Source organism: Schaalia georgiae DSM 6843 (assembly GCF_000429245.1).
In the GTDB taxonomy this organism is placed as follows: Bacteria; Actinomycetota; Actinomycetes; order Actinomycetales; family Actinomycetaceae; genus Pauljensenia; species Pauljensenia georgiae.
In genome coordinates this window covers 1-23,723 of sequence record NZ_AUBM01000014.1, presented here as the reverse complement: position 1 = coordinate 23,723, position 23,723 = coordinate 1, and the positions used below count along the sequence as shown (strand labels likewise).

General features: G+C 69.3%; 18 protein-coding genes. 3 read left to right on the top strand and 15 right to left on the bottom strand.

What is annotated here, in order from left to right; all coding sequences use genetic code 11:
- Positions 1–6: 6 nt before the first annotated feature.
- Positions 7–972, bottom strand: a complete 966-nt coding sequence (locus G447_RS0107820; protein WP_005867185.1) for an ABC transporter ATP-binding protein — start codon at positions 970–972, stop codon at positions 7–9.
- A gap of 172 nt (positions 973–1,144) precedes the next feature.
- Between G447_RS0107820 and G447_RS11750 the strand changes: the two genes are divergently transcribed.
- Together G447_RS11750 and G447_RS0107810 are read left to right on the top strand one after the other, a co-directional pair.
- On the top strand, positions 1,145–2,341 hold the full coding sequence (locus G447_RS11750) for a sensor histidine kinase (RefSeq protein ID WP_165577608.1): 1,197 nt from the start codon (positions 1,145–1,147) through the stop codon (positions 2,339–2,341).
- Positions 2,338–3,069 (top strand): response regulator, encoded by a 732-nt coding sequence (locus G447_RS0107810; RefSeq protein ID WP_026430645.1) that lies wholly within the window; start codon positions 2,338–2,340, stop codon positions 3,067–3,069. The genes G447_RS11750 and G447_RS0107810 overlap by 4 nt, the downstream gene beginning before the upstream one ends.
- 135 nt (positions 3,070–3,204) lie before the next feature.
- Here G447_RS0107810 and G447_RS0107805 read toward each other — a convergent pair whose 3' ends face one another.
- From G447_RS0107805 to G447_RS0107740, 14 genes are all read right to left on the bottom strand, one after another.
- A complete protein-coding gene (locus G447_RS0107805; protein WP_026430644.1) occupies positions 3,205–3,576 on the bottom strand; it encodes a cupin domain-containing protein in 372 nt (123 codons plus the stop codon).
- On the bottom strand, positions 3,573–4,394 hold the full coding sequence (locus tag G447_RS0107800; protein WP_026430643.1) for a class I SAM-dependent methyltransferase: 822 nt from the start codon (positions 4,392–4,394) through the stop codon (positions 3,573–3,575). Before G447_RS0107800 ends, G447_RS0107805 begins: the two co-directional genes overlap by 4 nt.
- Positions 4,395–4,563: 169 nt before the next feature.
- Positions 4,564–6,240, bottom strand: coding sequence for a phospho-sugar mutase (locus G447_RS0107795; RefSeq protein ID WP_026430642.1), 1,677 nt, complete (start codon positions 6,238–6,240; stop codon positions 4,564–4,566).
- A gap of 10 nt (positions 6,241–6,250) precedes the next feature.
- Positions 6,251–6,904 carry a deoxyribose-phosphate aldolase gene (gene deoC, locus G447_RS0107790; RefSeq protein ID WP_026430641.1) on the bottom strand — a complete coding sequence of 218 codons (654 nt, stop codon included), beginning with the start codon at positions 6,902–6,904 and terminating at the stop codon, positions 6,251–6,253.
- A 41-nt stretch (positions 6,905–6,945) separates the two neighbouring features.
- A complete protein-coding gene (gene deoD / locus G447_RS0107785; protein ID WP_005867156.1) occupies positions 6,946–7,653 on the bottom strand; it encodes a purine-nucleoside phosphorylase in 708 nt (235 codons plus the stop codon).
- A 132-nt stretch (positions 7,654–7,785) separates the two neighbouring features.
- Entirely contained in the window at positions 7,786–8,784 is a 999-nt protein-coding gene (locus G447_RS11325; protein WP_005867172.1) for a sugar-binding transcriptional regulator, read from the bottom strand.
- A 76-nt stretch (positions 8,785–8,860) separates the two neighbouring features.
- Complete coding sequence (locus G447_RS0107775; protein ID WP_026430640.1) at positions 8,861–10,144, bottom strand: thymidine phosphorylase; 1,284 nt, start codon at positions 10,142–10,144, stop codon at positions 8,861–8,863.
- Between the two features lie 67 nt (positions 10,145–10,211).
- The gene (locus G447_RS0107770; protein WP_005867183.1) at positions 10,212–10,631 is read right to left on the bottom strand and encodes a cytidine deaminase; all 420 of its coding nucleotides are present in this window, start codon (positions 10,629–10,631) and stop codon (positions 10,212–10,214) included.
- A gap of 22 nt (positions 10,632–10,653) precedes the next feature.
- Entirely contained in the window at positions 10,654–11,928 is a 1,275-nt protein-coding gene (locus G447_RS0107765) for an ABC transporter permease (RefSeq protein ID WP_026430639.1), read from the bottom strand.
- Positions 11,925–13,202 (bottom strand): ABC transporter permease, encoded by a 1,278-nt coding sequence (locus tag G447_RS0107760; RefSeq protein WP_034476744.1) that lies wholly within the window; start codon positions 13,200–13,202, stop codon positions 11,925–11,927. Before G447_RS0107760 ends, G447_RS0107765 begins: the two co-directional genes overlap by 4 nt.
- A 26-nt stretch (positions 13,203–13,228) precedes the next feature.
- Positions 13,229–14,803, bottom strand: a complete 1,575-nt coding sequence (locus G447_RS0107755) for an ABC transporter ATP-binding protein (protein ID WP_005867151.1) — start codon at positions 14,801–14,803, stop codon at positions 13,229–13,231.
- Positions 14,804–14,900: 97 nt separating this feature from the next.
- Positions 14,901–15,989 carry a BMP family lipoprotein gene (locus G447_RS0107750; RefSeq protein ID WP_026430637.1) on the bottom strand — a complete coding sequence of 363 codons (1,089 nt, stop codon included), beginning with the start codon at positions 15,987–15,989 and terminating at the stop codon, positions 14,901–14,903.
- A 245-nt stretch (positions 15,990–16,234) separates the two neighbouring features.
- Positions 16,235–18,532: a bifunctional metallophosphatase/5'-nucleotidase gene (locus G447_RS0107745; protein ID WP_026430636.1), complete on the bottom strand. Its 2,298-nt coding sequence runs from the start codon at positions 18,530–18,532 to the stop codon at positions 16,235–16,237.
- A 124-nt stretch (positions 18,533–18,656) separates the two neighbouring features.
- A complete protein-coding gene (locus G447_RS0107740) occupies positions 18,657–21,008 on the bottom strand; it encodes an ExeM/NucH family extracellular endonuclease (protein WP_026430635.1) in 2,352 nt (783 codons plus the stop codon).
- Positions 21,009–22,206: 1,198 nt separating this feature from the next.
- Here G447_RS0107740 and G447_RS12640 point away from each other — a divergent pair.
- Complete coding sequence (locus G447_RS12640) at positions 22,207–23,349, top strand: DUF6318 family protein (RefSeq protein ID WP_243442337.1); 1,143 nt, start codon at positions 22,207–22,209, stop codon at positions 23,347–23,349.
- The last annotated feature ends 374 nt before the right edge of the window (positions 23,350–23,723 follow it).

The following is a 23,723-nucleotide window of genomic DNA, read 5'->3' as shown; positions in this document are numbered from 1 at the left end:
CCCCCATCACAGCGCCCCCGCCCCTCCGGTGAGGGCCATGAAAACGTCCTCGAGGGACTGGTCCACGCGGCGCACCTCGTACAGGGTGATGCCGTGGCGCACCAGTGCCTCGATCATCCGAGCGGCTCCCCCCTGGTCGAGGCCGGGGACCGCGATGCCGCCGGCCACGGGGCGCCCGGGCAGTCCCAGGGCGAGCGCCTCCCGGGCCTGCGGCGTCGAGACGAAGAGGTCGGGCAGTGAGCGGGCGAAGAGCTCCGCGCGGGTCCCCTGGAACACGAGGCGTCCCGCGGAGAGGATCCCCAGGACGGAAGCCATCTTGTCGATCTCGTCCAGGAGGTGGCTGGAGACCATGACTGAGACGCCCTCGGAGGCCAGGCGGATAAGCAGTTCGCGGATCTCCTCAATCCCGGCGGGGTCGAGGCCGTTAGTCGGCTCGTCCAGGACCAGCAGCCGCGGGTCCCGGGCCAGCGCCATCGCAATACCGAGCCTCTGCTTCATGCCCAGGGAGTAGGTGCGCTGCAGGCGGTTCTTGTGCTCGGTGAGGCGGACCAGGGCAAGGGCGCGTTCGGTCTGCTCCCGGCTCAGCCCCAGCATGCGGGCGACCACCGCCATGTTCTCGGCGCCCGTGAGGTGCCCGTAGCCGGGTGGGCGCTCGATCATGGACCCGATCCGCGGCATCATTGCGCCCGCGTTGGCTCCTGTGAGGGGGGTGCCGAAGACACTGATCCGGCCCCGCGTCGGCCGCAGCAGGCCGAGCAGCATCTTCATAGTGGTGGATTTGCCGGAGCCGTTGGGGCCAAGGAACCCGTAGACGCATCCCGTGGGCACGCGCAGGTCGAGGGAGTCGACGACGGTGCGCCCAGCGAACGACTTCGTCAGATCGGAGGTGGCGACGACCAGGTCGGGGCCGTCGTATGCGGGGGACCGGGGTGCGGTCCGCGGCGTCATCCGGAGTGGTGCGTGTGCTGTCATGGCACCCACTGTGCCCTGCGGCGGCGCAATCGGCATCGCCCCGTGGGATGGTTCCAAGCGGGGCGTCCTCATACCAGGGTATGACGGTGCGGTGGCCGCCCTGACCTAGGGTAGGACCATGAAGCAGCTCTCTCCCCCTTTTCTCCCCCCGGCCGCGCCGCGGCCGCGCCCCGTGCCTCATTGGACGGACGCGCTGCTCGGATTGTCCGTCGCGGTCCTGTCCTCGAGCGGCCTTGTCACCGCGTTCGCAGGTGAGGCCGCGGTGTTCCGCGTCCTGGCGGTGCTGTGCGGAGCGGCCATCGCCTTCAGGCGCGCGTTCCCCCTAGCCTCGGTGCTCGTGATCGGGGTGGTCCTGGTGGTCCACGCGCTGCTCATCGAGGATTTGACGCTGGTGGCACTGGTTGGCGCGCTCGTCGCGGTGTGGACCACCCAGTCGCGCCTGGCGCCCCCGTGGCGGTGGGCTTTGCTCGTGTTCTTCTGCTCCGGAGCGGTCGCGGTGATCTCGGTGCGCGCGGTGCGGGTCCACGAGCCCCCCGGCCTGAGGGGTTTCGCCGTACTCGGCATGGCCACCGCGCTGGCTCTCGCGGTCGCGGCGCTCGGAGGGGCTCGCAGCAGGTCGATCAGGGACCGCAGACACTTGGCCGCCGAACGCCTGGCGATGCTGGAGGAGCAGCAGCACACCCTGGCGCGCCTTGCCGTCGCCCACGAGAGGAACCGGCTGGCCGGGGACCTCCACGACCTGTTGGGGCACACCCTCACCGCCATCAGCGCGCAGGCCGAGGGCGCCCGCTGTGTCCTCGCGGCTGATCCCGCGCGCGCCGACGAGGCTCTAGCGACCATTGCCAGGATCAGTCGGGAGGGGGTCGACCAGGTGCACGATATGGTCGCCCTGCTGCGCGGGGACGGGGACGCGGTTCTTTCGTCCGGTACGGTGCCCGGGGCAGCGGGAACGACCACCCCGGGTGACGGGTGCGCAGCGCCCTCGAGCGCCGTCGGCGCGGGCGGGGGCCTGTGGGAGCGGGTGTCCGCGCTGGTGGTGGCGTGCGCGGCTCCGGTGCGCCTCGATCTCGACGTGTCGGCGCCGCCCACGATGGCACCCGAACAGGAGGACGCCATGGTGCGCAACTGCCGGGAGGCCCTGACCAACGCGATGCGCCACAGAGCACCTGGGCCGATCAATGTCGCCGGGCGCTCCATGGGACCGCAGGTGTCGCTGACGGTGGAGAACCCGATCGCGGGGGTCCCGTCGGAGCGGACCGGTGGCCTGGGCGTGGTCTCGATGGCCTCGCGCGCCCACGGGGTGGGGCTGCGCTGCGGGGTGGGGCCGCGCGGGGGCGTGTGGCGCGTGGAGATGGAGGCCGGGGTGTGAGCGCGCCGATCCGCATCGGCCTGGCCGACGACGAGCCCCTGTTCGCCCAGGGGTTGGCGATGATCCTGGCGTCCCAGCAGGACTTCGCCGTCCGCTGGCAGGCCGTCCACGGCCAGGACGCGCTGGCCCGCGCCCGCCGTGATCCAGTCGATGTGCTGCTCATGGACGTGCAGATGCCTGTCATGGACGGTATCGAGGCGACGCGGCGCCTCGTCGATGAGGGCACTGCGAGCAGAATCGTCATCCTCACCACTTTCAACACGGACGACTCCGTTCTGCGCGGCATCGACGCGGGCGCCTCGGGGTTCCTGCTCAAGACCACTCCCCCGCCTGGGTTGATCGACGCAGTGCGCACCGTCCACTCGGGTGACTCGGTGATCTCCCCGGGCCCCACCTCGACCCTGCTGCGCGCGTTGCGCGCTCCGGGCACCCCTCCCCTGGCCACGGTCCCCATCCCGGCGGATGCCGCTGCTGACGGCCGTGGGATCCTGGAACGAGCGGGCCTGACGGGCAAGGAGGTCGAGATCCTGCGCCTGATCGCGCGCGGGCTGACGAATCAGGAGATCTGCGACGCGCAGTGGGTGTCGATGGCGACTGTGAAGACCCACGTGGGCCACCTGTTGGCCAAAACGGGGGCTCGCGACCGCGTGCAACTGGTGCTCCTCGCGCTGCGCGCCGGCCTCATGGACGCCGACATGGTCCTGTCCCCGCCTCCTTCGCACGGGTGAGCGCACCGGTGCCCGCCGTTGCCCAACAGCCGGCGCACGGTCCGCGCGCCCGTCCGGGTGGCGATGGGGGGCGCCACCGCCCTCGCGGCCGCGCCCCCTCAACCCCTCTGCGCGTTGTTCCACGCGCGTTCCACGCTACTGCTGGGGCTTCTCGCGCTTGTCCAGCATGTACAGGGCCAGCTTGGAGGGCTCCAGGGCGCGCACCGCGTGGGGCAGGCGCGTGCCGAAGTGGATGACATCGCCGGGCTTGAGGACGACGACGCGGCCGTCCGCCTCGATCTCCAGCGCCCCCTCCAACGCGAAGAGCAGGACCGGCATGGCCGCCGTGTGCTCGCTGAGGTACTCGTCGGTGTCGAAGCTGAACAGGACGAGGCGCACGCCCTCGGCGTGCATGACGGTGCGCGACACGGTCGCGCCCTCGTTGACGGCCACCATCGCGGCGACGTCCTGCAGGTCGGTCATCACGGGGACGATCCGATCAGTGCTCGAATCCGCGCTCAGGCTCATTCATCCTCCTTGGGTTTGCGGGCGACGATCGCCACACCGCGCATGCTCTTCTCGTGTTTCTTGAAAGTGCGCCTCATGGTGAGGACGCGTGCGCGCAGGTCCTTGTCCCGCGCGAGGTTCCGGACTATGCGCGCGGCGCCGCCCACGCCCTCGTCGGCGATGACGCGCCCCGGGCTCAGCAGGGCCATCGGGGCGGTTCCCACGTGCTCGACGACCAGGCCCGCGGCCTCCAAGTGCTCTTTCCACGCCTTCACGGTGCTGGGCCTCGCGTTGACGTTGATCGCGCGCGCCAGCGCCTTGCGCAGGTCGGTGGCGACGGCCTCGTCGATGTCGTCGGGGGCCAGGGCGAGCTCGTGGATGGCGTAGCGCCCACCGGGGCGCAGCAGGCGCGCGGCCTCGGAGATGATCTCAGCTTTCGCGCGATCCGACTGCATGGAGAGCATCGCCTCACCGACGACCACGTCCGCGCAGCCGCCGTCCAACCCGGTCCGCCGCGCGTCGGCGTTCACGCAGCGCCCCTTTCCCCGGACGATCCGGTTCACGCGTGCGGCAGCGTCGGGGTCCTGCTCGACGCCGGTGTACGAGGCGGGCCCGCCTTCCAGGATCCACCCGGCGGTGACGCCCAGCCCGGGGGCGAACTCGACGACATCAGCCCCGGCCAGCCCCGCGCGGGACAGCATGGACCGCGTCAGGGCGGCCCCGCCCGGGCGCAGCACCCTCTTCCCGGCGCGGGCGAGCACCCAGTGCCCCGGCGCCTTGTCGACGGGCCGCTGGGAGAAGGGGAGCGGGACCTTGGACGTGGAGCTCTCGTCACTCATATACGCAACTATACCGTGATGTAATTCGTCTCCGCCAGGGAGTGCCGTCCACACGGATCGGGCGGCGGAGGGCCCGGCGCAGTGCCCGTCGCTCCGCCGCAGCGCCCCCGGAGTGCGAGAACGTGGGCGGGGCCGCCCCAAGGACGGCCCCGCCCACGCCAGGCGGCTCTCAGATGCCGATCGCCGCTCCGAACTCCTCCTTGATGCGCTCGAGGCGCTTCCTCGCCTCTTCCCAGGGGACGGGCGCGCCGTCCTCCACGGGCAGGACGACCTCGAGGTAGCACTTGAGCTTGGGCTCGGTGCCCGAGGGCCTGGCGACGACGCGGTCGCCCGCCTCAGTGGTCACCAGGAGCGCGTCCGTCCCCGGAAGCCCCTGGTAGCCCTCCGACAGGTCGATGACCGACTCGACCGGCGAGCCCGCCAGGGTGCTCGGCGGCGCAGACCGCAGCCTCTCCATGCCCTCGGCGATGAGGCCGAGGTTGTCGACGCGGAAGGTGAGGGGCGTCGTCATGTGGAGGCCGTGGGCGCGCGCCAGGCGCTCCAGCTCGTCCACCGCCGTGCGCCCCTGGGCCTTCAGGGCAGCGAAGAGGGAGGCGACGACGACGGATGTCGCGATCCCGTCCTTGTCCCGCACGAGCTCGGGGTTGGGGCAGAAGCCGATCGCCTCCTCGTAGCCGAAGAACAGGCCGGGGACGCGGGCGATCCATTTGAAGCCGGTCAGCGCGGGACTGTAGTCCAGGCCGTGGGCCCCGGCGATCCGCTCGAGCAGGCGGGAGGAGACGATGGAGTTCGCCAGGACCGCGCCCTGTGGGGCGCGTTCGGCCAGGTAGTCGCCCAGCAGCGAGCCCGTCTCGTCGCCGGTGAGTTGGCGCCAGCCCCGGGCGGAGCCGGGATCCGGAACGGCGACGGCGCAGCGGTCCGCGTCAGGATCGACCGCGATGATCACATCCGACCCCTCCTCGCGGGCACGTTCCATCGCCAGGTCGAGGGCACCGGGCTCCTCCGGGTTCGGGAAGGGGACCGTGGAGAAGTCGGGATCCGGTTCGGCCTGCTCCGCCACGAGCCGGACATCGGGAAAGCCCGCCTCGGCGAGGACCCGCGTGGTGAGGGCAGCGCCGACGCCGTGCATAGCGGTGAGGGTGATACGGAGGGCGGCCTTCTCGGCAGCGCTACCGCGGGCCATGGCGCTGGCCGCTGCCACGTAGTCGTCGCGCGGATCGACGGCCTCGATCCTGGCGTCGTCCTGTGGGACCTGGTCGGCCGGGGGCGCGCTGGCGATGGCGGCCGCGATCTCGGCGTCGTAGGGGGGCACGATCTGGACGCCCTGCCCGGCGCCGGTGACGACGGCCCCGCCCAGGTAGACCTTGTAGCCGTTGTCCATGGCCGGATTGTGCGAGGCCGTGACCATGATCCCCGCGTCAGCGTCGAGGTGGCGCATGGAGAACGCGGTCAGGGGCGTGGGGTTCATGGGGGGCAGTTTGAGGACGTGGCACCCGGCCGCCGAGGCGACCCTGGCGGCGGCCAGGGCGAAGTCCACCGAGCCGTGGCGCGCGTCGCAGCCGATGACGACGCGGGGGGCGCGGTCGATCTTGCCCTTGAGGAAAGCGCACAGTCCTGCGGTCGCCCGGATCACGACCGCGAGGTTCATGCGGGACTCCCCGGGGCCCATCCGGCCGCGCAGGCCGGCGGTCCCGAACTCGAGGGGCCCTGCCATGGCCCCGGCCACCTCCTCGAGGGCGGTGGCGTCGCCACCGCGCGCTGCGGCGACGGAGGCGGCGAGGGCGGCGGCCGTCCGCCCGTCGGGATCGTGGTCGGCCCACTGCTGGGCGCGGTCTAACAGTTCCATTGTTCCTCCTTCAGTCGTCGAGCCCCGCCAGGATGGCGACGGTCGCTGAAACGCCGAGGCGGGAGGCGCCCGCTTCGATCATCGCGAGCGCGGTTGCCGCGTCGCGGATGCCTCCCGAGGCCTTGACGCCCAGGGCGTCCCCGACGGTGGCGCGCATGAGCGCGACAGCGTGGGCACTGGCCCCGCCGGCGGGGTGGAAACCGGTGGAGGTCTTCACGAAGTCGGCGCCTGCGCGCACAGCCGCGCCGCACGCCATGACGATCTCCTCGTCGGTGAGGGCGGCGGACTCGATGATGACCTTGAGGACCCCCGGAGCGGGGACCGCGTCGCGGACCCCCCGGATCTCGGCCTCCAACTCGTCCGCCCTGCCCTCTTTGACGAGCGCGATGTTGATGACCATGTCGACCTCATCGGCCCCGTCCGCGACCGCGCGCGCGGCCTCGAAGGCTTTGACCTCCGGTTTGACGGCGCCGGAGGGGAATCCGACGACGCAGGCGACCTTGAGCCCCGGGGGCGCGCTCAGGGGGAGCATCGAGGGGGAGACGCACACCGAGTAGGTGCCCAGCTCCGAGCCCTCAGCCACGATTCTGGCGACATCGGCCGAGGTCGCCTCGGGTTTGAGGATCGTGTGGTCGATCATGCGCGCCACGTCAGTTCTTCTCATACATCCATCCTTTTCAGATCCGTTCGGGCGAGGGGTCTCCCTCAGATCCCCGCGAGCGAGAGCGCGAGCTCCATCATCTGGGTGAAGGCGGTCTGGCGCTCGGCGGGCGTGGTCACGGCCCCGGTGACGATGGAGTCGGAGACGGTGAAGATGCCGAGCGCCTCGGCGCCCGCCTCGGCGGCCGTGGCGTACAGGCCCGCGGTCTCCATCTCGATGGCCATGATGCCCATCTTCTTCCAGCGGTCGTTGAAAGTCGGGTCGGCGTTGTAGAAGGTGTCCGAGGACAGGATGTTGCCCACGTGCGAGGTGACGCCCTTGCTCTTGGCGAGCTCTCGGACTGCCTCGATGAGGCGGTAGGAGCCGATGGGGGCGTAGGTGCCGGGCAGGTTGTACTGGTCCATGAACGCCGAGTTGGAGCAGGCGGCCTGGGCGATGACGACGTCGTAGAGGTTGATGCCCTCCTGGAGGGCGCCGCACGTGCCGATGCGGATGAGCCGCTTGCAGTCGAAGACGTGGATGAGCTCCCAGGCGTACAGGGAGATCGAGGGGATCCCCATGCCCGATCCCATGACCGAAACGGGGGTCCCCTGGTAGGTGCCCGTGAAACCGAGCATATTGCGGACCGAGTTGAACTGCTTCGCGTCCTCGAGGTAGTTCTCGGCGATGAACTTCGCGCGCAGGGGATCCCCCGGCATCAGGACGGTCGGTGCGATGGGGGCCTGCGGATCGATGTGGGCTGTCGACTTCATCTGTGCTCCACTCCTGAGTGGGTCGGACTCTGTATGTGACTGAGGGGCGTCATCGCCCCACTACTGGATACTACCCTAGGAAGTAGCGAAATGTCAGACCGTGGGTTGACAAATGTTCCACGCGGGGACGGATCACACACCGGCCCTGACGCTGGTCCCCGGCCCCGCTCCCGGATTCCGGGCGGCCCCCTCGCCGTCTTCCTCCAGCAGGGCCGTGGCTAGTCTCTGGTCCGTGACGAGGTGGCTCGCCAGTCCCATCCGCAGGGCCGTGCCCAGCGCGACGGCCTTGTGCTGGCCCCCCGCCACCAGGAGCCGGATCGGGCGCGAGGCGAGGTCCTCCAAGGAGATGCCCGCCGTCCTCTTGTCGATCGCGGGGACCGCGCACGCGCCTTCCCTGGTGTAGAAACGGGAGCAGGCGTCGCCCGCGGAGCGCTCCACCAGTTCCTCGACCTCCTGGTCGTTGAGGTGCCCGAGGTTGAGGATCAGGCTCTGGCGCCCGATGGAGCCCACGGTGAAGACCACGGCGTCCGCCTGCCTGCCCGCCTCGAGGATCTTGGCGATATGGGGATCCCGTTTGACGACGTTCAGCGTCCTGACGTCCTGGAAGATCGCGGGGAGCGGCAGGTACATGGCCGTCGCGTTCAGGGTGTCGCAGAAGGCGCGCATGATCTCGAAGTCGTTCGTGGCGAGCTCGGAGTACGAGCTGCCCCCTTTGAGCTGGACGACCGTGACATCGCTGCGCGCGGTGTGGTGCAGGTGGGAGGCGACGGCGCTCATGGTCTGCCCCCAGGAGATGCCGACGCTCATTCCGTCGTGCACCAGTTCGGCGACCAAGTCCGCCCCGGCGCGCCCGAGTTCGTCGAGCAGATCGGTCCCGCCCGGCACGTCCATATGGACGACGCGGGCCTCGGCCAACCCGAAGCGCTCCTCCAAACGGCGCGCCAGCTCCGACGAGGTCTCACGGGGGTCGTGGATCGTGATGGTCACGAACCCGGCCTCCTTGCCGCGCTGGAGGAGTTTGGCCACGGTGGGGCGCGACAGCCCCATCGCGGTGGCCACCTCCGCCTGGCTCAAACCGCGCTCGAAGTACAGTTTGACGGCGGCGATCGCCTGCTCGTCCCTCTTATCCACCGGTCTCCCCCGCTTCCCCGGGCGCCGCGCGCCCGCCTCCGGCCCCGGCAGGGCGCGCGCCCTGCCCCCGGGCCGCTCACTCGACGCGTTCGAGGACGACTCCGCGCTCCTCGGGCGCGCTGTCCCCGATCCCGATCCCGCCTTCCAGCGATTCGAGCGCGCGGGGGATGCGCCATTCGTCGTCCGTGTGCAGCGTGAGCAGGGGCTGCCCCTTGCGGACGCGCTGGCCCGGTTTGGCGTGCAGCTCGATACCGGCCCCCGCCTGAACGGGATCGTCCTTCACCGCGCGCCCGGCGCCCAGGCGCCACGACGCGACGCCGACGGCGAGGGCGTCGAGCGCCCCGAGCACGCCGTCCGCCTCCGCGCAGACCGTGTGCGTGTGCTTCGAGACCGGCAGCGGCGCGTCGGGGTCGCCGCCCTGCTCGCGGACCATGGCCCGCCACGTGTCCATGGCGCGGCCGTCGGCCAGGGCGGCCTCGACGTCCGCGTCGCGCACTCCCGCCGACTCCAGCATCTCCCGCGCCAGCGCCACCGTCAGATCGACGACGTCCGCGGGCCCACCGCCCGCCAGGACCTCGACCGATTCGGCGACCTCCAGGGCGTTGCCGACCGTCAGGCCCAGCGGCGTCGACATGTCTGTGAGGAGCGCCCGGGTCCTCACGCCCGCGTCGGCGCCCAGATCGACCATGGTGCGCGCGAGCTCGCGGGCGTCGTCGATGTCCTTCATGAACGCGCCGGAGCCGACTTTCACGTCGAGGACCAGCGAGCCCGTGCCCTCCGCGATCTTCTTCGACATGATCGACGAGGCGATCAGGGGGATGCAATCGACCGTCGAGGTGATGTCCCTGAGGGCGTAGAGCTTCTTGTCCGCGGGCGCCAGGCCCGATCCCGCCGCGCAGATCACCGCGCCGCATCCCTCGCCCAACTGGTGGAGGACCTCATCGTTGGACAACGAGGCCCGCCATCCGGGAATGGACTCGAGCTTGTCGAGGGTACCGCCGGTGTGCCCCAGGCCCCGCCCGGACAGCTGGGGGACGGCGACGCCGAAAGTGGCGACCAAGGGCGCCAGGGGGAGCGTGATCTTGTCGCCGACTCCCCCCGTCGAGTGCTTGTCGGCCGTGGGGCGCCCGATACCGGAGAAATCCATGCGCTCCCCCGACTCGATCATCGCCCGCGTCCATTGGGAGATCTCCGCGCGTCCCATCCCGCGCAGGAAGACGGCCATGGCGAGTGCCGCCATCTGCTCGTCCTTGACCACGCCCCTCGTGTAGGCGTCGATCACCCAGCGGATCTGGTCATGGCTGAGCACGCCGCCGTCGCGCTTGGTGCGGATGACGTCAACCGCGTCGAACTGTTCCATCTCTTCCTTCTTCCATGGTCTCCGTATGCGGGGGGCGGGGACGGCTCCCGTCCCCGCCCCCGTGATCTCAAACGCGGGGCGCCGCAGCGCCCGCCACTTCGCCCAGGTCGTCGGGTCCGAAGGCGCCGGGAAGCACTTCCCGCATCGTCATGGCACCCGCGGGCATGAGGACGGCGCACTCGTCGCCGCCGTGCTCGTAGATGACCTGGCGGCAGCGCCCGCAGGGGGCCACCGGTTCCTTGTTCCCGTTGACGCAGGCGACGGCGACCAGGCGGCCGCCCCCCGTGCGCACGAGCTCGCTGACCATGGAGCACTCGGCGCACAGGGTGCACCCGTACCCCGCGTTCTCCACGTTGCACCCCGAGACCAGCCGCCCGTCGGCGGTCAGCCCCGCGGCGCCCACGGGGAAGCCGCTGTAGGGGCAGTAGGCCCGTTCCATCGCCTCAACGGCGAGGGCGCTCAGCCGTTGCCAATCCACATCCACCATGATGGTCCTCCCAGTTGCCCGCTCACTTGACGTAGGGGACGTTCTCAGCGGCGGGGGCGCGCGACTTGCCGACGAACCCGGCGACGGCGATGATCGTCACCACGTAGGGGATCATCGAGACGAGGTCCGAGGGGATCGACGGCTCGATGTTCGGCAGCAGCCGGGCGACGGCCTGCGCGAATCCGAACATGATGGCGGCGCCCATGGCCCCCAACGGGTGCCACTTGCCCAGGATCATCGCCGCTAGGGCGATGTAGCCGTTGCCCGCGGAGATGTTCTCCGTGAACGACAGTCCCGAGCCCAGGGTGAAGACCGCGCCGCCCAGCCCCGCGAACGCCGAGCCGAGGATGGCGTTCGTCGCACGGGTGCGGTTGACGTTGATGCCGACCGTGTCCGCGGCCCTCGGGTGCTCGCCGCACGCCCGCAGGCGCAGGCCCCAGCGGGACCGGTACAGGAAGACGGTGAGCAGCACGACCGCCGCGTACATCAGGTAGACCAGGATCGTCTGGCTGAAGAACACCGGGCCGATGATCGGGATCTCCGCCAGCAGCGGGATCTTGACAGCGCCGAGCGCGAACTGGTTGGTGTTCAGCTCCTGGGGGGCGTCCTTCATCAGCGTCCCGTAGAAGAAAGTCGTCAGCCCGAGGGCCAGCACGTTGAGCACGACGCCGACGATGATCTGATCGACCCCGTACTTCACGGAGAACAGGGCCAGCAGGCTGCCCAGCAGCGCCCCCGCGATCGGGGCCGCGATGACCCCCGCGTAGGGGGTGCGGAAGAACGACGCCGCCATGACCCCGGCGAATGCGCCCACCAGCAGGTCGCCCTCGATCGCGATGTTGACGACGCCGACGTGCTCGGAGACCACGCCCGACAGGGCGCCGAAGATCAGCGGCGTCGAGATCGCGACCGTGGACACCAGCGTGGAGGTGAGTGTCACCGCGCCGTTGGAACCCGATCCCGCGAAGACGAGGAATCCGAGGACGGTGGCGACTCCGGCGACGCCCATCATGGCCGTTTCGAGGGCGCGCGGGTTCGTCCGGCGCTGGAACGTGGAGTAGGCGCTCCACGCCGCGATCACTGCGTTGAAGAGGAAGAGGACGCACAGGATCGGCGCGCCCGCAGCCACGATGTCCGGGATGTTCAGGCTCTGCGACTTGTCGTTGAGGCGCAGGGTGACATCCCCCCGGGCGGTGAAGGCGAAGAAGCCGAGGAGCACCGCCGCGAGGGCGTAGACGACCGGCATCTTCCACGAGCGCTTGACCTGAATGTCTTCCATCGTCCGTGCCTCACTCATCGCGCTTCTCCTTTCGATTCGGGCGCCCGGTCCCGCGGCTCCCGCTCGCCCCCGTCAGTGCCCTGGGCGCTCGCGCCCTCGGGCTCGCCGGTCGCGGCGCCAGCCGCCTTCCCATCAGTCGCGGCCGGCGCGTCTGCGGCAGCCCCAGCGGAGGCGTCCGCCGGGTCCGCTCCGAGCGCCGCGAGCTGGGCGCGCAGGCCCGTCTTGTTCTCCTTGGGCAGGCGGAACAGCCAGCGCACCAGGGCGGGTGCGGCGATGAGCAGGACGATGACCGACTGCAGGATGAGGATCATATTGATCGGGACGCCCTTGGCCTGCATGGCGTAGCCGCCCGCTTTGAACGCGCCGAAGAGCAGGCCCGCCCCGAAGGTCCCCAGGGGCTTGTTCCGCCCGAGCAGCGCGACGGTGATCGCGTCGAAACCGATGGATCCGGCCACGTCCCTGGAGACGTAGCCGATGGTCCCCAGGGCCTCATTGGCCCCGGCCAGCCCCATGAAGGCACCGGAGATCGCCATGGTCGCCGCTGTGACGCTTCCGACGGAGATGCCTGCCGTGCGAGCGGCGTCCGGGTTCGCGCCGACGGCGCGCAGCTGGAAGCCCAGCGTCGAGCGCTCGATGAGCCACCAGAAGACGCAGACCGCCAGGAGCGCGATCACGATCCCGCCGTGCAGTTTGAAGGGGGCGGGCAGCAGACGCGTGAACGCGGCCGTCTCCGCGACCTTGGGCGTTTGCGGCTGGTTCGACCCCGCGACCTGCCATGCCTTCTGGGAGAGGATGTAGCCCAGCGCCAGGCCGGCGATCGAGTTGAGCATGATCGTCACGATCACCTCGTTCGCCCCGGTCCGCGCCTTGAGGACGCCGGCGATGCCCGCGTACACGGCTCCGGCGAGCATCGCCGCGCCGAGCGCGACGGCTGTGTGGAGCACGGGCGGCAGGTGCAGCGAGAAGCCGACCCAGACGGCGGCCAGCGCGCCGAAGACCACCTGGCCCTGCCCGCCGATGTTGAACAGGCCCGCCCGGAAGCCCAGCGCCAGGCCGAGCCCGCCGATGATCAGGGGGATCGCGTAGAACAGGGAGTCGGTCAGCGGCTTGATCTGACGCTGGAACGACGCCGCGTTCGGATCGAAGACCGCCCCGCGGAACATTGCGTAGTACGCCTCGGAAACGGACGCTCCCGTCATGACGATGAGGATCGCCCCGAGGGCGAAGGCGATGAGGACTGCGAGGATCGCGACGAGCCACCGCGTCCCCAGGACGTGGCGCAGGACGATCATCGCTTTCGACTGGTGTGCGGTCTTGTTCATCGGGTCTCACCCTCCATCGTGCGGCCTTCCCCGGACTCGTCGCTGTGCTCCTCGGAAGCGCTCATGGCCTCGTCGAGGGGGACGCCCGCCATCATCAGGCCCAGCACGTCGCGCGGAGTGTCGGCGGGAACGATCCCCATGATCCTCCCCCGGTACATGACGACGACCCGGTCGGCCAGGGCGAGGACCTCGTCGAGCTCGGAGGAGATGACGAGGACCGGCGTCCCCTGGTCCCTGACTCCGACGATGCGCTTGTGGATGAACTCGATGGAGCCGACGTCGACGCCCCTGGTCGGCTGGTTCGCCACGAGCAGGTTGAGCTCCTTGGACATCTCGCGGGCGACGACGACCTTCTGCTGGTTGCCGCCCGACAGGGACGAAATCGGGTCGGACACGTCCGTGAGGCGGATGTCGTACTCCTCCTGCTTCGCGTGGGCGTTGTCGTCGATGACGCCCAGTTTGAGCATCGGCCCCTTCGAGAAGGGGGCCTCGCCGAATTGGTCGAGGACCAGGTTGTCCGCAATGGAGAAGGAGGCGATGATCCCGTCCGTGGTCCGGTCCTCGGGGATGAACCCGACTCCCGCGTCCAGAGAGGCGCGGGGGTTGGTGCGGGTGATGTCGGCGCCCTCGAGGCTGATCGTGCCCGAGTCCGGCGTCTGCAGGCCCAGGATCGCCTCGGCGAGCTCCGTCTGGCCGTTGCCCTGGACGCCCGCGACGGCGACGATCTCGCCGCGCTCCACACTGAAGGACAGGTGGTCGAGGACCGGCACGCCCGAGGGGGACAGGAGCGACACGTCGTCGAAGACGAGGCCGCCGCCGCTGGGCGAGGCGGGGGCCTTCTCGACCTTCATCATGACCGAGCGCCCGACCATCTTGTTCGCCAGCTCCGATTCGGAGGACTGGGGCGAGGCGGTGCCCACCACGGTGCCGCGGCGGATGACGGTGATGTCGTCGGCGACGGCGCGCACCTCGCGCAGCTTGTGGGTGATGAAGACGATAGACGTGCCCGACTCGGCCAGCTGGCGCATGATGGCCATGAGCTCGTCGGTCTCCTGCGGGGTGAGGACGGCCGTGGGCTCGTCGAGGATCAGCACCTTCGCCTCGCGGGACAGCGCCTTGACGATCTCGACGCGCTGCTGGGCGCCGACGGGCAGGTCCTCGATCAGCGCATCGGGATCCAGGTCGAATCCGAAGCGCGCCGACACCTCCTCCACTGTCTTGCGCGCTTTCGCCGTGTCAATGAGGCCGGCCCGGTGCACCGGCTCGAATCCGAGGGCGATGGACTCGGCGACCGTGAAAACGGGAATGAGCATGAAGTGCTGGTGGACCATGCCGATCCCCGCGGCCACCGCATCCCCTGGCCCGTTGAAGCGCACGGGCTCGCCGTCGATGAGGATCTCGCCCTCGTCGGGCTCGTGGAGGCCGTACAAGACGTTCATGAGAGTCGACTTGCCCGCGCCGTTCTCGCCGAGGAGCGCGTGGATGTGGCCTTCTTCAATAGTGAGGTTGATGTTGTTGTTCGCGACGAGGGGTCCGAACCGTTTGGTGATCCCCTTGAGTTCCAGTTTCACGCCTAAGCGCCCTTCCCTTCCACACTGAACGGGTCCCGCGGCCGCGGGGGTGGGTGGTGGGGGCGCGACTACTCCGCCCCGCCCCCACCGACGATGCCTACTTCGGGGCGTTCTGCGACTCGACCTTCACCTCGCCCTTCTTGATCTGCTCGGTGAGGGCGGTGAGTTCGTCCTTCAGCTCCTGGGGGACCTGGGCGTCGAAGTCGTGGAACGGGGCCAGGGAGACCCCGCCGTTCTCCAGGGAGCCGACGTAGGCGTCGGACTTGAAGCTCCCGTTCACCGAGTCCTTGATGGCCTGCTCGACGGCGGCGCCGATCTCCTTCATCACGGACGTGAGGACGATCGACTTGTAGTCGGGGTTGGCCTCGTACCAGTCGCTATCGACGCCGATGATGCGCGTGTTCCCATCGGCCAGGGCAGCCGCCGCGGCGCCGAGGCCGACGGGGCCGGCGACCGGCATGATGATGTCAGCGCCCTGGTCGATGAACTGCTGGGCCTGCTGCTTGCCCAGGGCCTGGTCGTCGAAGCTCTGGGTGAAGGAGCCGTTCTGGGCCGCCTTGTCCCAGCCGAGCAGCTGGACGCTGGTGCCCTTCGCCTTGTTGTAGGCGTCGACCCCGTCGGCGAAGCCGTCCATGAAGACCGACACCGAGGGGATCTGGATGCCCCCGAAGGTGGCGACCTTTCCGGTCTTGGTCATGCCCGCGGCCGCGTAGCCCGCCAGGAAGGCGGCCTCGGCCGTGTTGAAGACCAGTGGTCGGCCGTTCTCCAGGGTGACGCTCTGGTTCTGGTCGTCGACGAAGCCGGAGTCGACCAGGGCGAAGTGGAGGTCCTTGTTCTCATCGGCGCTGTGGTGCAGGGCCTGCTCCAGCTTGAAGCCGACGCCGATGATGAGGTTGCAGCCGTCGGAGATCATGGAGTCGACGTTCGGCTGGAAGTCGGCGTCGGACGACGACTCGGCGGTGTTGATCTTGACGCCCAGGTTCTTCTCGGCGGACTTGAGGCCCTCGTAGGCGGACTCGTTGAAGGACTTGTCGTCCCAGCCCCCGGCGTCCGAGACCGCGCAGGCTTTGAAGTCCTTGCCCTCGGTGGAGCCGCCGCCGTTGTCGGTCCTGCCCCCTCCGGCGCATCCGGCCAGGGCGATCGACGCCGCTCCGGTGATCGCGAGGATCCTCGTGAGAGTTTTCATTATCCGTCCCTCCAAGTGGTGGTTCGTCCTTGAACGGGTGGTCGCGCGAGCACGGGCCCGGCTCCACAACCCCGCGGCCAATCCCCCGTATCGAACTTTTGTAAAACGCAGGATTGACGCTTGGCTAGATTCTTGCGCGCGCGGGGTGGAATGTCAAGGTGGTCCGCCCCTCGCAAGGTAACGAATTGGAGTAGCCGCGCGGGGGCCGGGCGCGGTGGCGCCCGGCCCCCGGGACTACATGCGGGTCACCGCTTGCGGCGAGCGCGCAGAACCGCGCACCCGGCGCCCGCGAGCACCACAGCGACCAGGGTCAGCAGACCTGCGCTCGTACCGGTCTTCGCCAGTGCGCCTGCCCCGTTCGCGCCCGGGGCCTGCGACTGCGACGGCCCGGGGGCCCCGCCGGAGCACTTGACGTCGATGGTGAGCCCGGCTCCGGCCTCGACGACGCGCCCGAAGTCCGTATCGACCGTGACGGGCGTCTTGACGATCTCGCCGGCCGCCTTGCCCTCGCACTTGCCCACCGCGGTGACCGAGAGGGTCGCCTGCCCGGCGCCGTCGGCGGTGATCACCGCGGCCTCGTCGGAGGCGTGCGCATCGACCAGGGAGTTATCGACATCGCCCTCGGTGCTGTCCCCGCCCAGGGCGACCCTCACTTTCGACGTGACGGACGGGCCCTCGGAGAACGACAGCCCCCGCAGCGCGACGTTCACGGCCTCCCCGTCGGCGACGGGCTCAGCGGGCAGGGTGATCCCCACCGAGGCCTTCAGGGAGCGCGGCGCCGCGCCCGAGTGCGCGCCGAGGAACTCGTTGAACTTGTCGCGGTCCAGGTTGCCGTTGGTCGTCGCGGCGCCGCCCCGGGTCAGCGCGTCGAAGCTGTCCCCGCCCTCCAGCAGGAAGGTCACCGAACCGACCGTGTACTTCCGCTCGGGGTCGAGGGGCTCGCCGTTGACCGTCATGGACGTGATGCGCGAACCGTAGGGCTGCGCCGGGTCGTAGGTGTACTGGACGTTCTCCGACAGCCCGAGCTTGAGCAGGGGGCGCGAGTTCTGGGAGTTGAGATCCGTCTTCCACTGCTGCTCCAGCGCGTCCTTGACGTCCGCCCCCTTGAGGGTGACGTAGCCGAGCTCGTTCGAGAAGGGCAGGACCGCGTAGGACTGCGCGTAGGTGATCGTCCCGTCGCTGTTCGGGACGAGGTCTGCGCGCAACCCGCCCGCGTTGATCATGCCGATGTCCACGGGCTTGCCGTCCGGGGTCATGATGGTCTCCCGCATCGCGTCGGCCACGAAGTCGCCCAGGCTGGACTCGATGCCGCGGTTCGACCCGGGCTCGGTGGTGCCGTCCGGGGTCGTGAAGACGCCCCGCGCGAAGGTCTGCGTGTACCCCTTGCCAACGACGCGCTGGCCCGCTTCCTTCGAGTCGGCCACCGCTTTGTCGACGACCGCCTGCGTGGTGGGGTCGGCACCGCACTTGGCGACGTCGGCCGCCGGGATCAGGCGCGAATCCGCCGACACGACCTTGTGGGTGTTGGTGTCGTAGGCGATCCTGATGAGGCCCAGGTTGTCCGTGTACGAGCCCGAGGCGACGCCCGCCAGCAGCGGGTTCGCCGAGTTCAGCTTCTCCACGGAGTCCACTTTGTCGAACTCGTAGGGGACGTGCGTGTCGCCGCCCATGAGGCCATCGACGTTCGCCCCTACCTTCGGGTAGTTGTTCTTCACGTCGTCGTCGAGCATGGCGATGACGATCTGCGCCTCGCCGCTGTCCTTGATCTGCTTGGCGAGCGCATCGATCTTCGTGATCGGGTTGGAGAAGGTCAGCCCGTTGGTGGTGCCGGGGCTCAGCTTGTAGGGGACGTCCTGCGCGATGGCGCCGATGAAGGCCACTTTGACGCCCGACGGCGAGGTCCACACCTTGTAGTCGCCCAGGTACGGCGTGTTCTCACTGCCCCACGTGCCCATGCCCTCGATGTTGGCCCCCAGGTAGGGGAACTTCACTTGGACGTACTCGTCGGGGTTCGACCCATCGATGCGCTGCTTGAAGACGGCCTGCCCCATGTCGAGCTCGTGGTTGCCGATCGTGGAGGCCAGGGGGTTCATCGTGTTGAGCGCGGCGATCGTGGGGTTGTCCTTGAGCGCGCCCGACGTGTACGGGGATGCTCCGATGTTGTCGCCGAGCAGCGTGAACGACGAGTTCGGGTTCGTCGCCGACGCCTGCTTGAGGTAGCAGTTCATCGCGGGCAGGCCCGCCTCGGCGACCTTGCCCTTCCTGGTGACCTGCTCGATGTGCCCGTGCACGTCGGTGAGGTTGTACAGGTCCAGGGTCACGACGCCCTCGGCCTGCTCGGCTCCCCCGGTGCTCTCCGTGGTCCCCTGGGCCCCTTGCGTCGCCGCGGGGTCCGACTGGGGCGCATCCGCTGCCCCGCTCTGGGCGCCTCCGCTTTGGGGCGACCCGGGGTCAGCGGGTTCCGCGAGGGCGGTCATAGGTGCGGCGAACAGCGCGAACGCCGCGCATCCGGCCACCACCGCCCTTCTTGTCGTCGTGTGCATGTGCTGTCCTTCCTTGGTTGTGTTGATGTCTGTGCCTCGTCGGGCCGCCGCCGGTCCAAGGGCCGAAGCCGCGCTGCCGGGCGCCGCGCCGCGGGAGGACGGCCCCGGTCCCCGGGCTGCGCCGTCAGCGGCGCCCGCGCGCCCTCGTCACGAGAGCCGCCCCCGCTGCCAGGAGGGCGCCGGCGATGATCGCGACCCAGGACTGGGCGCCCGTGGAAGCGAGTCCGCCCCGGGGCTTGGGACCGGCGCCCGGTGCGGGGGCAGGGGCCCCGGGTTCGGGCTGGGGCGGCGCCGAGGGATCCGGCGCCGGGTCCTGGCCCGCTCCGTTGTTGATGACGTTGAGCCCGATGATCTCAGGATTGTGGTCCGAGGAGCGGTAGGGGTTGTCCGCCTCGAACGCCAGGTGCGCGTTGGAGTTCGCGCGGGAGTACTCGAAGGCCACGGACTCCTGGGCGTTGAGGGCCCACGAGGCGACTCCGCGCACCAGGGGGTCGGCCGCGGCGTTGGAGAAGACGTGGTCCAGGGAGCCGGAGCGCCCGCCGTACACGTAGGACGCCGCAGAGTCAGCCGACTTGTGGACCCATCCGGCGTCGGTGAGGGCCTTGAGGGGATCCTCCTTCGAGTAGGAGTTGAAATCGCCGACCAGCAGGGTGGGCGTGCCTGCGAACTGCTCGGCGAAGGCCGCGAGCGCGCGCGCCTGGGCGACGCGGATGGCGTTGGCGTTCCCCTGCCCGTCACCGGTGTCCGTGTTGCCCTCTTCCATGCCCTTGGGGACCGATCCCTTGGACTTGAAATGGTTGGCGACGACGACGAAGTTCTTCCCTGTGCGCGGCGCGGAGACGACTGGGGCGAACTCCTGCGCCAGGGGCTGGCGCGCCAGGCCCGTGAACGCCGGGTCGTCGAGGATCTTCGACTCACCGACGGGCTCGATGGTGGCGCGGCGGTATATGAAGGCGACGCGGATGACGTCCTCGTCCGCGGGGACCGCCGCGGGGCTGGGGACGTGGGCCCACACCTGCTCGCCCGCGTGCGCGTTGAGCGCATCGACCAGGGCCTTCAGCGCGCCATCGCGGTCCTGGCCGGCGCCCGCGGCGACCGGGTTCTCGATCTCCTCCAGAGCGACCACGTCGGCGCCTATCGCGTTGATGGCCTGCACGATCTTCGTCTGCTGGTTCTCAAAGGCGGCCCGCGACCACGCGCCGCGCACTTTGCACTTCTTCGTGGTGACGAACGCGCCCTCACGGTCGGGGTACCCCTGGCACCCTGGTTCGTCCTGGCCCAGGTCGGAGAAGTAGTTGAGGACGTTGAAGGTCGCCACCTTCACGTCCCCCTCGACCTGGGGGACACCGGGGCGCTCGCCGGAGATGCTCACGGGCGAGCGGTCCGGGTGGGCCGCGACCATCCGCGTCGGTTGGAAGACGAACGCGGAGTGGCGCGAGTCGAGGATCACGGGCGCGGTGAAGCCCACGTGGTAGCCGACCCGGGCCGGGGAGCCGTTGGCCAAGTACGCGTAGGGCACACCTGTGGCGGCACCGCGCTGGAGGTTGGTGCTCGTCCCGTCGTCGAGGGCGATGGTGCGGGCGGCGTTCTCCGCCTCCATCGCCCTGGCCGCGTCGCCCGGTGCGACGACGTCGGTTGCCTGGCGCAGCGGCTCGTTGCCCGGAGTGAGGGAGAGGGTCCCGTACTGGTTGGCCTGGTAGTTATCGGTGATGGTCCACGTGCCCTGCGGCGCGACGAGCATCGATTCGAGCGCCTCCATCTGCTCGGGTGTGGGCACCGCGGTCAAGGGGACGGGGGTCACCGGATCGCATCCGTCGATGGTCTCAACCGACCGCACAGCCAGCTGCGTGAGGCTCTGCGTCTGAGCGGGGGTCTTGGCGCCCGTCGCCGGGTACTCCACGACTTTGCCCGTCACCCGCACGCACTGGCCGATCGACGGCATGGCCACATCCGCCTTGCCGACGTAGGCGAAGAGGCCGTCGGAGCTCTGCCGCTCCGCTCCCTGGGTCCCGCCGGTCCCGGGGGTCTGGATGGTGAAGCCGTCGAGCGTGGAGGTCAGGCCGTCCTCACCCCTCGGGTGGGCGCTCGTGACGACGCCGACAGTCGTCACCGTCTTCCCGACCAGGGCGGAGTCGTCCCCCTCCCCTGTCTTCTGGATGTCGGGGATCGGGGTGCTGGCCCCCGCCCCCGAGGACTCGGCTTGTTCTCCGGCCCCATCCGTGCTCTGGGCGCCTTCCGCAGCCGCGCCTGGAGCGTCCTCGTCCGTGCTCTGGGCGTCCGCCTCGTCCTGCGCCACGGAGTCTTCCTCGTACCGCGCTGTGTTGTCGGCTCCGACTGCGGTCGCCACCCCGGGGGCGCCGCCTGGGGCACCGCCCGCCTGATCCTCGCCCGCCACTGCGTGCGCGGCTGTTGGCAGCCCTATGAGTGAGAGCGCGGCCAGTGCCGCCAGTGCCGTCCGTTTCCTTGCGTTCCGCATGCGCCCGGTTCCTCTCGTCCGCGTTTCACGTCGTTGTGATCGACTGCGCGTTGACCAGCAACGTCAGTCGCAGCGTTTACAAACTGTAAGCTCAACGTTGACAATCGTATCAACGTGGACCCTCCGCGCGCCAGCCCCTATGCCCCATTGAACACCCTGCTCGTCTTCGCCGCAGCTGGCTCACGGGCACCGCGCCCCTGCCCCCGGCCGCAGCAGCCCCGGTTTGAACCCGAGATTGGAGCACGGGCAGCAGGTTCCTGCCCCCGGCCGGAGCAGCCCCGGATCGGCCCCTGGAGGTCAGGGAGGCACCAGCACGGGTCGAGCTCCCCTGAGGCGCCCTCCGCTGGGTTCTGGCGCCCGATCGCGGACCACGTGGCCATGAACCGCATCACCATCGAGGAAAGGGCATTGATGCGGCGACGAATGGGATCGGCTGGGTCGTATGTTCGCCGGGCAGGGCCATAAACGTTGCTTATACCCCCGGGATTCGGGAGCCCACAGGCCCTACGGGCGGAACAGACGGGCACCTGGCACACCTACGCGGCATCACCCAAAGCTATAACAGCCAAGCCAACTACCGCCTCCGGAGCCTCCTCCACTTGGGTGGGGAATGCGGTTCGTCGGCGTTCACGTGCCACCCTCACACTGCGGTTGTGCAACACCCATAGACTTACCCTACAACCTTCAGAGCGGCTTGCACAGTATTTCCGTGGGTGCCGGCATTGACTTTTCGTTGGGAAGTGGTTGGAAAGCGGCAGGCCGGGAGCTGATTCGGGCGCCGGTGGCGACCCTTGTGTTCCCAACGAAAAGTCCCCTAAACTAGGGTCGTGCTCATTGGTCAAACGACCCCCTGTTCGGCCACTGGCGATCCGGAGTGGCGTTTGTGCAGCTCAGCTGCCGTTCGACACGCCGAAGGGGTCAGGGAACACCCAGCACCATCAGGCGCATTGCCCCCAATATCGTTGACTACGGTCTTTCTTGACATAGGCGGACTGGAATCATCTACCGAGGGCGTTCCGAGTTCGGCACCATCCGGCTCCTGGTCGGGCGGAGCCCGATTCCATCCACGGCAGGTGGAACGGTTATCCACAGACCATGATGGGGGTCTAGCGCCGGGGGCGCGCAAGGCGTTAGCATCGGAAGCAAGTGAAGCAGGCCACTAATGTGGGTCGTTCCTGGCACAAGGATGTGGTACCGCGTGAACACAGACGATGAGCACGCCATGGACAGCACCAGGCCCAGCACCGGGCTCGCAAGCGACCGCGCCGCACCGGGAAGGACCGTCGATGATCCGGCCACCAACAGGCCCGCCGACGCTTCCAGCCTCCGGGCCCACTCCACTGATGGGCCCGCCAGCAGCGGGTTACCAGTCGGCGATCCGGATTCAGACGAAACCTCGCCCGTCGGCGACCAGTCAGACGACGGCACCGCGGAAACCGGCGGGACAGGTCTAGCGGGTCGGAAGGGGCAGCGCAGCACGCCCGCCGGGCCGGGCGGTAGCCCGTCCACCGGCGACCAGTCGGCTGACGGTGCTTCTGTCGGCGACGGGTTCGCCGACAATCTGCCTGCTGGGGATCCTGTCGATGACTTGCCCGATGGTGGTGGTGGGATGTCGCCGGTGGTGCGTGAGTATGTGGAGGGGTTGCGTCGTGAGGCTTTGGCTCGGGACGCGGCGTTGCGGGCGCGGGGGATCGACCCGTACAAGGGGACTCCTGTGGATGAGGGGCCCCGTCGGCGGTGGGGTGTGCGGGCCCTAGTGGTGTTGGTTGTTCTGGTGGCTGTGGTGTCGGTGGGGGCGTATGTGGTGTTCTTCCGCGGTGAGCCGGATTACGGGATGAGCCATGGCTACCAGGTCCAGTCCGACGGGAGTTTGAAGCGCCCGCCCGTCACCGACAAGGCACCAGCCCAGCCCGCGCAGATGAGCAAAGGCGACGAGGCAGGAGCGAAAGCCACAGCCCGCTACTACCTCAAGGCCCGGGCCTACGCGTGGAACACCGGGGACACAGGCCCCTTGAAGTCCATCAGCGAAGAGAGCTGCATGTACTGCCAGAACGCGATCACCAAAGTCGAGGAGTTCTACGCACACGGCTACTGGGCAACAAAAGGGTATACAGACGTGCTAGAGACTCAAGCGATCGAGCAACTCCCCGAGGACGAGTACGGTTCCAACGCGTATGGCGTTCAGCTCCGCTTCGACGAGCACCTTGCGGAAGGCTACACAAGCAGCGGATTCCAGGAGGGCGAAGTCTACACAACCATTATCAAACTGCATGTTCGGTGGGACGGGAGTGCCTGGCGAGTCATGGAAGGAGCGGCTAAAGATGCCCAAGACGTCAAGTGAGGCGCGGGGGCGCGCTGGCAGCGCCTTCGCAGTGATGGCCCTGGCCCTCACACTGTTCGCACCGCCCACAGCAGCAGACACACCAGACTTCAACGTAGAACGCGCGACAGACGGCGGTGATACTCCAGGTATCGAGTTCTCCGCGACCCAGAGGTCGACTACTGCTCATGGTGGTCCGCCGCCGTCGTCGTCGGTTGTGGGTGGTTCTGCTGCTGGTGGGGGTGGTGGGGTGGTTCCTGCTGCGTCTGGGGCGCCCGCGGCTCCTGGGGGTGTTTCTCGGGGTGGGCCTGTGACGGGGGGTCCGTTGGAGATGGTGTGCACGGGTGAGCGGGAGGGGATTCCGGGGTCTGCGGCCAGGCCGGGGGATGCGGGCG

Excerpts from the sequence above, each read along its gene's own strand:
- G447_RS0107820 (WP_005867185.1), bottom strand. The coding sequence starts at position 972 with ATGACAGCACACGCACCACTCCGGATGACGCCGCGGACCGCACCCCGG.
- G447_RS0107805 (WP_026430644.1), bottom strand. The coding sequence starts at position 3,576 with ATGAGCCTGAGCGCGGATTCGAGCACTGATCGGATCGTCCCCGTGATG.
- G447_RS0107800 (WP_026430643.1), bottom strand. The coding sequence starts at position 4,394 with ATGAGTGACGAGAGCTCCACGTCCAAGGTCCCGCTCCCCTTCTCCCAG.
- G447_RS0107795 (WP_026430642.1), bottom strand. The coding sequence starts at position 6,240 with ATGGAACTGTTAGACCGCGCCCAGCAGTGGGCCGACCACGATCCCGAC.
- deoC (WP_026430641.1), bottom strand. The coding sequence starts at position 6,904 with ATGAGAAGAACTGACGTGGCGCGCATGATCGACCACACGATCCTCAAA.
- deoD (WP_005867156.1), bottom strand. The coding sequence starts at position 7,653 with ATGAAGTCGACAGCCCACATCGATCCGCAGGCCCCCATCGCACCGACC.
- G447_RS0107775 (WP_026430640.1), bottom strand. The coding sequence starts at position 10,144 with ATGGAACAGTTCGACGCGGTTGACGTCATCCGCACCAAGCGCGACGGC.
- G447_RS0107770 (WP_005867183.1), bottom strand. The coding sequence starts at position 10,631 with ATGGTGGATGTGGATTGGCAACGGCTGAGCGCCCTCGCCGTTGAGGCG.
- G447_RS0107765 (WP_026430639.1), bottom strand. The coding sequence starts at position 11,928 with ATGAGTGAGGCACGGACGATGGAAGACATTCAGGTCAAGCGCTCGTGG.
- G447_RS0107760 (WP_034476744.1), bottom strand. The coding sequence starts at position 13,202 with ATGATCGTCCTGCGCCACGTCCTGGGGACGCGGTGGCTCGTCGCGATC.
- G447_RS0107750 (WP_026430637.1), bottom strand. The coding sequence starts at position 15,989 with ATGAAAACTCTCACGAGGATCCTCGCGATCACCGGAGCGGCGTCGATC.
- G447_RS0107745 (WP_026430636.1), bottom strand. The coding sequence starts at position 18,532 with ATGCACACGACGACAAGAAGGGCGGTGGTGGCCGGATGCGCGGCGTTC.
- G447_RS0107740 (WP_026430635.1), bottom strand. The coding sequence starts at position 21,008 with ATGCGGAACGCAAGGAAACGGACGGCACTGGCGGCACTGGCCGCGCTC.